The sequence below is a fragment of the Psychrobacter sp. UBA3962 genome, from assembly GCF_002385225.1.
Classification (GTDB): domain Bacteria; phylum Pseudomonadota; class Gammaproteobacteria; order Pseudomonadales; family Moraxellaceae; genus Psychrobacter.
The window spans coordinates 1-12506 of record NZ_DGDC01000041.1; the positions used below are offsets into that span (position 1 = coordinate 1).

The 12506-nt window shown below is 37.1% G+C and carries 11 protein-coding genes; all 11 read right to left on the minus strand.

Annotation, left to right across the window (positions count from 1 at the left end; translation table 11 throughout):
* Positions 1–102 precede the first annotated feature (102 nt).
* The 11 genes from B3S92_RS09630 to B3S92_RS09680 all read right to left on the minus strand — a co-directional run bounded on the left by B3S92_RS09630 (position 103) and on the right by B3S92_RS09680 (position 12473).
* Complete coding sequence (locus tag B3S92_RS09630; protein ID WP_296205400.1) at positions 103–1581, minus strand: capsule assembly Wzi family protein; 1479 nt, start codon at positions 1579–1581, stop codon at positions 103–105.
* A 104-nt stretch (positions 1582–1685) separates the two neighbouring features.
* Positions 1686–2888, minus strand: coding sequence for a DegT/DnrJ/EryC1/StrS family aminotransferase (locus B3S92_RS09635; RefSeq protein ID WP_296205402.1), 1203 nt, complete (start codon positions 2886–2888; stop codon positions 1686–1688).
* Positions 2889–2984: 96 nt separating this feature from the next.
* Entirely contained in the window at positions 2985–3632 is a 648-nt protein-coding gene (locus tag B3S92_RS09640) for an acetyltransferase (protein ID WP_296205403.1), read from the minus strand.
* Between the two features lie 13 nt (positions 3633–3645).
* On the minus strand, positions 3646–4242 hold the full coding sequence (locus B3S92_RS09645; protein ID WP_296205405.1) for a sugar transferase: 597 nt from the start codon (positions 4240–4242) through the stop codon (positions 3646–3648).
* A complete protein-coding gene (locus B3S92_RS09650; protein WP_296205407.1) occupies positions 4235–5458 on the minus strand; it encodes a glycosyltransferase family 4 protein in 1224 nt (407 codons plus the stop codon). Before B3S92_RS09650 ends, B3S92_RS09645 begins: the two co-directional genes overlap by 8 nt.
* 47 nt (positions 5459–5505) lie before the next feature.
* Positions 5506–6768 carry a UDP-N-acetyl-D-mannosamine dehydrogenase gene (wecC, locus tag B3S92_RS09655; RefSeq protein WP_296205409.1) on the minus strand — a complete coding sequence of 421 codons (1263 nt, stop codon included), beginning with the start codon at positions 6766–6768 and terminating at the stop codon, positions 5506–5508.
* 8 nt (positions 6769–6776) lie between these two features.
* A complete protein-coding gene (wecB, locus tag B3S92_RS09660) occupies positions 6777–7907 on the minus strand; it encodes a non-hydrolyzing UDP-N-acetylglucosamine 2-epimerase (protein ID WP_296205411.1) in 1131 nt (376 codons plus the stop codon).
* A gap of 84 nt (positions 7908–7991) precedes the next feature.
* On the minus strand, positions 7992–9104 hold the full coding sequence (locus B3S92_RS09665) for a glycosyltransferase (protein ID WP_296205413.1): 1113 nt from the start codon (positions 9102–9104) through the stop codon (positions 7992–7994).
* A 148-nt stretch (positions 9105–9252) separates the two neighbouring features.
* On the minus strand, positions 9253–10200 hold the full coding sequence (locus B3S92_RS09670) for a glycosyltransferase family 2 protein (protein WP_296205416.1): 948 nt from the start codon (positions 10198–10200) through the stop codon (positions 9253–9255).
* A gap of 91 nt (positions 10201–10291) precedes the next feature.
* Positions 10292–11470: an EpsG family protein gene (locus B3S92_RS09675; protein WP_296205418.1), complete on the minus strand. Its 1179-nt coding sequence runs from the start codon at positions 11468–11470 to the stop codon at positions 10292–10294.
* A gap of 124 nt (positions 11471–11594) precedes the next feature.
* Positions 11595–12473 (minus strand): glycosyltransferase, encoded by an 879-nt coding sequence (locus tag B3S92_RS09680; RefSeq protein WP_296205419.1) that lies wholly within the window; start codon positions 12471–12473, stop codon positions 11595–11597.
* Positions 12474–12506 lie beyond the last annotated feature (33 nt).

The window sequence follows — 12506 nt, forward strand, 5'->3', positions numbered from 1 at the left end:
GGGTTGGTCGGATGCTTACCTTAGTTTATAGAGTAGTATGATTCAAAAAAAGCTCTAAACCATTCAATGGCCTAGAGCTTTTAGTAAGAGGTTATTCAGCTATTAAAAATTAGCAAACTCAACGCCAATACCACCACCCACATCTGTAGAGTGGATATCAGAGTCAGAAACCCAGGCACGGCTAGAGATGGTAGTTTTAGGGTTTAGCTGGTGTTCCCAAGCTACGTCTAGCACGGTTAGCTTGTCTGATTCTGGGAAGGCTTGGTTATTTAGATAGGATCTTTTTCCTTCAATACCTGACTGGTTAACTTTCGCATGTTGCACTTTTGCATTAATAAAGTTTTGATTATTTACCCAAAGTTTACCACCCACAGCAATACTTTCGGTATCTCCGCCTAGAGAATAACCTAATGGGTAACCGTGTTGGTAATAGCCATCGGTATAGTTAGTATGAGTATAAGAAATATCGCGAACTTCACCACTAGTACGGGTATCCGTCCATTCAGTATATAACTGGTAGGGCATAGAGCCCATATTAGTTGTATTTAAGCTTGAAGCGAAGTCAGCTCCCACTAGGTACATGTTTTTAGCAGGTAAGCCACCAGCCTCATCCTCACCAATATATTGGCTATAGACACTTACGGGTACATTAACTAAAGGTGCTAAGTTAACGCGAGCATCAAATCCAGCCAGTTGGTTGGCTGGATCACCTCCATCACGACCACCATTGTCTTGGGTACCTTTTATCGCATCCCAGAATGAACTAAAGTCTTCTGGTCGACCTTCACCACCCCACATAAAAGTACGTGAAGCCCCCAGTTCTAACCATTCTGTTGGGCTAGCCGTTAAGCGCATACCGATTAACTTGGTGTCAGGTACTGCCTCATAGTCGTCTAATTGGCCAGCAAATAGTTGATATTGCCAAGGTCCAATCCAATTTAGATAGGGGTAGCTTGGTGCTTCTTGTGTATCACGTTGCATAGTGACACCAATGACAGGTTTGCTAGCGTCACCACGGATAAGGCTACCATCATGACCTGGTCCCCACCAAGCAGGAATCTGACCAGCAATAAGCCACTGGTTGGCATATTTACCAGCTAAGTATGAGCCTTCAAAGCTTAGATCTTCATCATCAATCATGTCTTTGTCTTTGACATTAGCACGAAGATTAACTTCCCAATCTCCTTCACTTAAGCTAGCTTGAGCCGAAGCTTGGAAGTTAGCAGTTTTATCATCAGCAAAACTTTGAGGTAGTTGTTCTCTGTCAGTTTGGGCATAAGCTGCTAGTTTAGTATTGACTAAAGACTTTGGTTCTTTATTCAACGTATAGCGAATAGATTGCACAATTTGTTGTTGTTCAGGTGTACGGATATCGGCATTAGACAAAGCTCTATTAATCTCATTAGCCGTTAAAGGCCAAGTGCTAGTGCTGATTTGAACCACACCTTGCGCTCTTAACCAATCAAGCTCTGACTTTAAGCTCATATCATTCATCTGTAAATTCTGAGCACTGGCAAATGTGCCCATTAAGCTTAGACTTAGTAATAGACTTAGCTTGTTCAAGGTAAAGGTATTGTTCATAGGGTAGGGCCTTAAGCTATAGGGATATTTAAAGGTATCTGGTCGCACATAATAATGATAATAGTTAAGTAATGCTACTATTATAGGCTACAAAGATAAACTATCTAAAGGCTATCCATCTTAGAAAATACAGTATTAATAGCGTTAATGGTTTTTTCGATTTCGCTATCTAGGAGAGTAGGATGTACCAAGAACATTAAGCTTGTCTCACCCAACTGCTTAGCCACAGGCAATCTAGGCTCCGGACGTAGCCCAGTGTTATCAAAAGCTTTCTCTAAATAAACCTCAGAGGCAGAGCCTGAATAGCAAGGAACACCTAGCTCATTAATTTCACTGATAATACGATCACGTGACCAATCTTCGGGTAAGTTTTCTGGTTTTACATATACATATAGCTTGTAGTAAGCATGAATGCAGTCTTCAAAGCCTAGGGTTTGCTCTATAACAGGTACATTGAGATAACCTTTTTGTTCCCAAGGCTTGCAGGCGTGGAGAATAGCATGAGCATTTGCGGTACGTTTGGCGGTCCACTCTGTCATTCTTGTTAATTGGATGCGGCCGATAACAGACTGCATCTCAGTAATGCGCCAGTTGGTACCGAAACTTTCATGTAGCCAGCGATAACCTGGTAGATGCTCAGTTTCATAAACCGCAGCATAACTTTTGCCATGGTCTTTATAAGCCCACATCTTGCGCCATAGTGATTCATCATTAGTAGTAACCATGCCGCCTTCGCCACCAGTGGTCATAATCTTGTCTTGGCAGAAGCTCCAAGCACCGAAATGACCGATACTGCCCACACTTCGGCCTTTGTATTTAGCGCCATGAGCTTGGGCACAGTCTTCAATGACATACAAGTCATGTTTATCTGCTAAAGCCATTATGCCATCCATATCACACGGCCAGCCTGCTAAATGCACACATACAATAGCACGGGTCTTGTCAGTGATGACGGCTTCAATAGTTTCAGGTGAAATATTACCACTATCAGCATCGATATCAGCAAACACAGGCTTAGCACCCGCATTAATCACACTTGATATACTGGCGATAAAAGTACGTGGGGTAACAATCACTTCATCCTCTGGTCGCAAGTCTAATACTTGCAAAGCTATATCCAGGGCTAAAGTACCATTACCTACGGCAATAGCATATTTACTATCGGCCCACTGAGCAAACTCACGCTCGAACTCACGGCTTTCTGTGCCTGTCCAGTAGTTTACTTTATTTGATAAGATCACACGGCTAACGGCGTCAGCTTCTTCTAGGGTGAAACTGGGCCAAGGTTGGAACTTTGTATTTAGCATGGGGGGTAATTACACCTTTAAAATTTTCGATGTTATTTTATGAAAAAAGCTTACTAAGCTTTGAAGTAAAGTTTTAAAAAAGAGAATAAGTAAGAACTATTTTATTAGGGGTTTGGCAGGATTACCAATCACAATGGCACCAGCAGGGACGTCTTTGGTAACTACGGCACCCATACCTACAATAGCACCCTCACCGATAACTAACGGCTTATCAGGTGTTCCTTGTTTGATAACAGCACCTGTTCCAATATAAGCATGATTGTGAATATGGATATTACCGTTGCAGCTGACTCGAGGGGCGAATGTTACGTAGTCTCCAATAACACAGTCATGAGCTATATAGCTATAAATATTGGCGTGAAAAAACTTGCCAATTTTTATATTAGAAGTCAGGCAGGTGTGATGACATAGAATACTGCCTTCGCCTATATCAACACCATCAAGAATAGTCGTATTATCTGCTTTAACTGAAATCTGAGAAATGCTATCTTTAGAAATCTTTTTCGCTAGTAATTGGCGTATTTTGCTATCTGCTATAGCTATAGTAATTTTTTTATGTTGGGCGTCAAGATTCAAAAAATTTAAATAGGTAATAACCTTGTAACCATTCAAAATTTTTTGGGTTCTTGCATCATCGACAAAAACAAAGGACTCTTGATTCAAGTAAGGATATTGCTTTCTTACTAAAGGCATTACTTCTCTGCCAAAGCCACTGGCACCATAGACCCCAATTAACTCTCTCATCACTATGTCCTTATTAAATTTCATTCCCTGTAAATTTACTCATTGTGGCTTCACCTTCAGCACTAATACCATCTTTAATAACTACTTGCTTCACTGTTTTAGCTAGTATCTTGAAGTCTAGCCATAGTGATTGGTTATCGACATACCAAGTATCTAATTTGAACTTTTCTTCCCAACTAATAGCATTGCGACCGTTAACTTGAGCATACCCAGTCACACCTGGTCGTACATTGTGACGACGTGCTTGTTCACTATTATACAGGGGTAAGTACTCCATAAGCAGGGGGCGAGGGCCTACTAGACTCATATCACCTTTCAGTACATTCCAGAGTTCAGGCAGCTCGTCAAAGCTAGTACTGCGTAGTTTTTGACCAAATGGCGTTAAGCGTTCGCTATCTGGCAGAAGGTTGCCATCTTTATCAGTAGCATCTTTCATCGTTCGGAACTTAATCATCTCAAATGGTTTACCATCTAATCCAGGTCGAGTCTGTTTAAATAAAACAGGTGAACCTAGATTTTTTTTAACTTTATAAGCGGTCACTGCTAAGAGAGGGGAGAGGGCTACTAATGCAGCACCACTGGCAGTTATGTCGATTAGTCTTTTAAGCATTTTTCTTTACACCTATAACCCAGTCATTAAATTTCTGTGAAAGCTTAGCTCTATCGAATTCACGTTTAGCTAATGCTTGAGCGTTTTTACCCATTTGCTTTAGTTTTCCACGATTAGATGCAGCTTGTTCTAATGCATCTGCAAACTGACTAGGATTTTCAGGCTGAACAGTAAATCCTGCATCTTCTTGTTGAATCAACTCTGCTAGCCATCCTGGATAGTTGTTTAATACAGGTAAACCAGCAGCAATATAGTCAAAAAACTTATTAGGTGATGTACCATAGTAAAAGGCAGGGATATTTGCTAAAATTTGAAGTCCAAGATCAGCTTCAGACATTAGTCCTGCTAGTCTAGACTTATCAACAGGATCATGGAAAATTATATTGTTGAGATGTAATTCTTTTGCTTTCTTTTGCAATTCTTTTTTCTTCATCCCATTGCCAACAAGTACTAGCTTAATATCTTGCCTACCTCTGTGCTGAAGTTCTGATGCGGTGTCTATGACCGCATCTAACCCATTAGCTAAACCATGAGTACCAGTAAAAATAGCCATTAATTCATTTTCTGATACGCCGTTTGGTCGCCAACCTTCTAGTGTAGTAGCAAATATGTCCAAGTCACATCCATTAGGTATAGTAGCGATCTTATTCGGATCTATTCCTCGCTTTGTGATGCCATCAACAATACCTGGAGATAATCCAATTAATCTATCCGCTGAATGATAAGACATCAATTCTAGAATTGACATTAACCAAAGTACTACTGGATTAGTAATAACTCCCATAGCTTTTGGAAGCTCTGGCCATAAGTCCCTTACCTCAAAAACGAAAGGTTTCCGTCGCAGCCACTTTGCAACAATTCCAGGAATAGAAGCGGTTAAGGGTGTGGTGGTAGCAAACACAATATCATAATCTTCTTTTAAAGCGACCTGAATAGATCTCAGGGCGAAATTTAAAAAAAGCATAATTCGCTGTGAAAAAGATAAATTATTAGAATAAGGTAATTCAAACTCAATTATATCAAGTCCATCAACTTGGCCACGACGCATCCCTTTTTTAAAAGGACCAGTTAATCCGGTTTGACCACTACTGAAAGAGCCACAAACCATGGTTACGGTATGGCCATTCTTGAGTAGAGACTGACCCATAGCATAAGAACGTATACCAACCGAGCCCTTGGGAGTTGAAAAATGTTGATGAAAATATAGTATATGCATAATAGACTTCAAAAATAAATTATAATACTTAAGTATTTAACGAGGCGTTAACTCCAAATACCTTTAGTGTCCACCATATAGTCATATTGCTCACCATCAAAGTTTTTGAACTCTTTATGATCGACCAATAGAAGGTGGATATTTGCTGAAGTGCTGCTTTGTAAATCACCTAAGGTTATATTACTTGGTAGCATTGAAGGGAGTGAGGTGATGTTAGGTTCGATAGCTAAGATATTGAGGCCCTGCTCAGCTAGTTGCTTTGTTATAGCTAGAGCTGGACTTTCACGTAAGTCATCTATGTCAGGTTTAAATGCTAAACCATAGCAAGCGATAGTTATATCGGTAATTGTTTTATTTGGATTGGCTTGAAGGTAACGAATTACCTCTTTATTAATCTTATTTATAACCCAATCAGGTTTACTATCGTTGACTTCTCGAGCAGCTCTAATTATACGAGCTTCCTCGGGACATGATGAAACAATAAACCAAGGATCAACAGCTATACAATGTCCACCTACACCAGGCCCTGGTTGCAATATGTTTACACGAGGATGATGATTTGCTAATGAAATCAGCTCCCAAACGTTAATACCTAACTTATCACAGATAATAGAAAGCTCATTAGCAAAGGCAATATTAATGTCTCGGAAAGAGTTTTCTGTTAGCTTACACATTTCTGCAGTACGAGCATTTGTTATTAAGCATTCTCCCTTAACAAATAAACTGTATAGTCTACAAGCAGCATCAGCACAACGCTTAGTTATCCCTCCAACGATTCGATCATTACTAATTAATTCTTGTAAAACTTTACCTGGCAAAACTCTTTCTGGGCAATGAGCAATCATAATATCTGCTTCATCATCAGTTGTCATTGGGAAGGTGAGATCGGGCCTACACTCACTTAACCATGAACACATTTTCTCAGTTGCTCCAACCGGAGAAGTCGACTCCAATACTACTAAATTCCCAGCCTTGAGATAAGGCGCTATAGCGGTAGCAGCAGATTTAATGTAACTTAGATCTGGATTATGGTTTTCTTTAAAGGGTGTTGGCACAGCTAAAATATAGGCACTTGCTTCTACAGGTTTATTAGAAGCAGTGAGTTTACCACTGGTAACCACATCACGAACTAGAGCATCTAAGTCGGGTTCTACAATATGAACTTTACCCTGATTAATCAAGTTCACCGCATGAGGATTAACATCTACTCCCGTAACTCTAGCACCATAAGCTGCGAAAGTAGCAGCAGTAGGTAGCCCTATATAGCCTAATCCTACAACACAGATGCTATCAAAACTTAAATCTATCATTTTCTATCCTATTTAAAGTTCTCTTTAAGATAATTTACAATTTTTTCGCAGGAACTACCATCTCCATAAGGGTTATGAGCTCTTCGCATAGTGTTATAAAGGTTAGAATCTTCAATCAGTTTTTTAATATTTCGCTCAATCAACTCAGGGTCTGTACCCACCAGCTTTACAGTTCCTGCTGCAACAGCTTCGGGTCTCTCTGTAGTGTTTCTCATAACCAAAACAGGTTTACCTAGGGAGGGCGCTTCTTCTTGAATACCCCCTGAATCAGTAACGATAAGATAGCTTTTATCCATTAGATATACGAAAGGTAAATAATCTTGTGGTTCAATCAAATGGATATTATCTATATTAGATAACATCTCGTTAACAGGTTGCTGTACATTTGGATTTAGATGAACAGGATAGACAATCTGCACGTCATTATACTTCTTAGCAATGTTGGCTAATGCTAGACAAATATTCTGAAACCCTTTACCAAAACTTTCACGGCGATGACCTGTTACTAAAATCAACTTTTTCGATGAGTCCAAAATACTAAACTTTTGTTTAAAACTCTCTCGTAATTTGGAATCAGCCGCTATCTTATCTCTGACTGAGAGCAGTGCGTCAATCACTGTATTTCCCGTAATAATAATCGAATCAGAGTCAATATTTTCTTTGACTAAGTTGTTAAAAGATTCTTTAGTGGGTGCAAAGTGGTAATGAGTTAAGATACTGGTTAGCTTACGATTACCTTCTTCCGGCCAAGGAGAATAAATATCTCCAGTACGCAACCCTGCTTCAATATGCCCCACTTTAATCTGGTGATAATATCCTGCAAGAGCTGCCGAAAAAGTAGTAGAAGTATCTCCATGTACTAGTATTAAATCAGGCTTCCAAGAGTCGAAAACCTTATCAAGGCCACGTAATACGTTAGAAGTTACTTCTGATATGGTTTGCCCAGGTTTCATGATATTGAGATCAAAGTCTGGCTCCAATGCAAATAACTCTAAAACCTGATCTAGCATTTCTCTATGCTGACCAGTTACACAGACTTTAGTTTCAAAACTATTTTTTTCTTCTTTTAATTTCAGGGCCAGTGGTGCCATTTTTATTGCTTCGGGACGAGTTCCAAAAACTAATAATACTTTTTTCATGTTTGAGTACCAAGTTTGAAAGTTTTAATAAGGAAGTCTTATTATTTATTGTGTTGCTTATATGGAGCTATTACAATCTTGAAATCAACTCTGAGTTTTGATAGTCTGTTTATAAAGATCTATCATAATATCAATACATTTAGTCCAGTCGTAATTAGAAGATACGTGCTCTTTACCAGCATTTCCCATGTTTATTCTTAAATGCTTTTCAAGAACCAATTTAGTAATAGCGTCAGCTGCTGCTTTAGGGCTTTCTCTAGGTACCACGAACCCTGTTGTACCATCAATGACTACTTCTGGTAAGCCTCCTGCATCTGAGACCACGACAGGACGGCCAGCAGCTCCAGCTTCGATAATAGCGACCCCAAAGCTTTCACTATCAAGTCGACTTAAAGCAACATAAATATCAAACTTATCTAACTCATAAGGTACATTTTTACTGTTAACTCGTCCAACGAAGTCGACTCTATCTTTTATACGAAGCTGTTCAGCTAAATTTTTGAGTTCTTCTTTTTGAGGTCCATCTCCTACAATCCTAAGCTTCAATTTTTTTTCAATATTTGGATGTGTGTTTGCTAGACTTTTTAATATTAAAGCAAAGGCGTTGATTAAAGTATCAATACCATATTTAGGAGCAAGCGTTTTTACAGTTCCTATGACAATACTGGTGTCATTAGTCTTTTCAGATAGAGGCGTTGTTAGTGAATCGTAGTACTTTGTATCTACACCAAAAGGAGTAATAGTAATATCTAAGTCTCTGCTAGGTATGAGTGATTGGGTTTGCTGAGCCATACAAATACTTGTTGAAGCTAACTGATCAGCATATAACAAATTATCCTGTACTAGCTTACCATGTAGAGGCGATTTATAAGGAAAATCATATACATCACTGCCCCATACCGATAACACCCAGGGGTGGTAGCCAACAAGACGAGCTGTTGTAGCATAACCACTAGCATAATGAGCATTTACTAAGTCTGGCTTTATCTTTTTTAATAATTTTTTAACCTTAGGCACCATTGTAAAATAGCCAATCACTCCCCTATATTTAAATATATAAGTTTTAACTTTAGGATCTAAAGCTTCTAAAACAGGATGTTGACTTATTAAATGAACTTCTACTCCTGCCGCTGCTAAACCATTTGCCCAGCGGATGGTATGAATAGTAGATGCACCAGATAAAAGAGCTATTTTCATGAGAAACCTTATTAAGCAAGTAAGTACTGAATATTATATTAAGCTTATATATCTATATATTTTTTATATGGAAGTAAGTTTTATAGACAATGTATATTTTAGCTTTATAAATGAAGGCTAAATCTTTTTATGCCCTTGTCGTATCACTCTAAATAGTCCTTAAACGATCATATAATATATATACAGAGCAAAAAGCCCTAGGATGACGATATAAAGCAAGTACTTTACCATGAATAACATCACGCTCTATAGGTAGCTGTTTTGTATCTATAGAGTGCATTCTTTTTTCGTATTTTCTAATATAGTGCAGAGCTTTTATTAAATTAAATCTTCTACAAACACTTATGCATAATAGGTAGTAACTTTGAATAGCTACAATGGCATAGTACGGGTTTTCAGATTCCTCATAAAGATTTAGATAGTTATCACATATGTAGTCTAAACTTTCAATTGTTTGAACGTTATTTTTATGTGTAAATGATTTTGTGATACTTTCTTCATTATGGCGATACCAATAAAGAGGGGCGTCAATATGATAAGTGCTATTGGCAGCTAAGTAGAGTTTAGGTGTTAGGTCTACGTCTTCATAGCTAATGCCAATTGTGAATCTAGTGTTATGGAATAAGTTAGCTTTGAATACACGGGCTGGACAGAACCATTTCGAAACACTAAATACGCTATCGTAAGTTACTTTTCTAGTTCTAAGGATATCACCTTTAGAAGTAATAACATTAAAATCAATAATGTCATAATTTTCTTTTTCTAAGATACTTAATATACTATCGAAATAGTTGTCGTTAAGTTTATCATCTGAATCCAAGAAGCCAATGTACTCGCCTTTGGCGTATTCTAGACCCGTATTACGTGCACCACTTAAACCTTGATTAGGTTGATCTATAAAAATGAACTGACTTTGTACTTTCTGACTGTATGATTTCAATAGATTTTTAGCAATATTTATAGAGTTATCTGGGCTACCATCATTAACGCAGATTATCTGAACGTTATCAGGTAGTTGGTATAGAACACTTTGAAGACATTCTTGTATGTAGTTTTCAACTTTATATATTGGAATTATAATAGAGAGCTTATACATAACTAGTAATCCGATAGACAATCAGTTTTAAATAAGGAAAGGTGATTTATTATTTCGCTGATATAATAAATGTAATATATACTGCATTGATTTAGAGACCAAATAATATAAATAAGATGGGTTTATATATTGCCTCTGGAAAGCTCGAACCAATAAAAGTTGGATACTGAATAAAAACAGCTATTAGTGAGATAAGTATTAGTAGTCCTACATAAGCTATTAAGACAAATCTACTGTTCTTAGATTTTTTATATTCTAAAGAAATGAAAAGAGTGAATATAAATAAGAAGAATGCTGCCATTCTTCCATATAATACCCCGTAAGAAGCAAAGAAACCAAGATACAAAGATGTCATAGCAAGAAGAAGATAAAGTGGGTCATTTTTCTTAGACTTTAAGGTAAGTAAGTATATTTGGGCAATGAAAATAGTTAATCGAGGTAAGATTACGTTAATAATTAAGCCATTTAAAGTTTTTGACTCAATAGAAGCTCCTCCTACTTCACTACTCTCATCAAAATATGCGCCAGAATAAAAACTAAATCTCATTAGAAAACTGGATATATACTCAATACCTATGCTAATTAATTTGGTAGATAAAGACAGTAACATACCGATAGCTATAAGCCATCTTGTGTGCTTAAACCACGGTGACAGTCTGTAAGCAAGGTACACTAATATCGTTGGAGCAATTGAAAAGGGATGGATGAAAAATGCTAATATTGACCCTAGAATGAATAGTAGCTTGTTATTATAGAAGAACAGCCTATAAGCTAGATAGAATATAATCACATTAGCTAATGGATTTCTTAAACCACTTAATGAACCTGCATAACTAATGCATAGCCAAAACCCTAGGAACACTAAAACTATATATAAAGGTTTAGAGTTTTGAAGAAAGTTAACCTTAACATCATTATAGACAGAGAAGACTAAATAATATAATAAAAATATAACACTCGCTGGAAAAAACTCTTTAGGCAAATTTAATCGATTTATTAGCCATGCATAAGTCTCGAATAAATAGTAGCCCATACCTGAGCTTTCTATTACTTTTTTAAGGGGTAAACCACGTAAACTTTCAATTCGAATATAATGTCGTGCTAAATCATAAGTCTCGGGAGGGATAGCAGTAAATGCTAAAGTAGCAAATGCTAAGGCAATACAAAAAACGCCAATAGTGCTACTATATTTTTTTACACTTATATACATAGCAAATGGTAGAGCTAAGACTGGCTGTACTAAAGACAGAATAAGAACTAAGTAGGGCATTTACAAGTCTCAGTTATACGTATTTTCAATTAATTAGCCATATCTATCTATAATAAAATGGTCATTTCAGCTGACAGTATATAAGTATCTACTACATATTCTATTTTTGTTTAATTAAAATACTCTAAAGTGGTTTTCTTGTTAAGGATTTGTACGTCATCAAAATAGCTCTCTTTAATGTATGCTTTTTTGGAGAGTACAGTAAGCTTAAAGCTATAGAGCTTATCTTTGGGTGAATTTTAGTATAAGGTGCTAGTTGAATAGATAGTATTTCTCTCTTTCTAGGACTCAATTCATATTTATTACATATATGTTTATATGCCTTCAATATTGAATCAATTTTACTAGTAGAGATTCTTTCGTGAGGGTGACTCATATCTACTACATAAGTATATGCTTGCGTTGAATATGCTTTTGCATTATAAAATTTCAGCAGTCTATACCAACACTCCATATCTTGCCAAGCGGCAAGTTCTTTATCGAAGCCTTCTATATTCTGTAAAAACTCAGTCTTAGTAAATATTTGATTACCTACACAATTGGCTAACAGTAAATCGGCCTTACTGCATGACGTAACTCTTGTATCAGGTTTAAGCGTATTGTTTTTGCCTTTCACATAAGTATTAGAATAAAGAGCTATACAGTCTTTATCAATATTTTTCCAAAAAGATAAGAAATTCGAGATACGATTAGGTAGAAAGTAGTCATCATCATCTAAACCAGTAATAAACTCACCATTGGCTGCAAAGATAGCCTTATTGCGACTAATACAGGCACCAGAGTTTTTCTTATTTATAAAGTACTTAAAACAAGAATGCTGTTCAGCGATTCTAGCTAGATATTCATGAGTACCATCAGTTGAACCATCATCAACTACGATAAGCTCTATATTTTTATAATCTTGACATAGAACGGATTGTACAGCACGCTGTAAGAGCTCAACCCTATTATAGGTTGGCATATAGACAGTCACTAATGGATGAGAGTTATCAAGTTTCGTCATTATTAGCTCTCTTTATAAATAGGCCTCTACAGT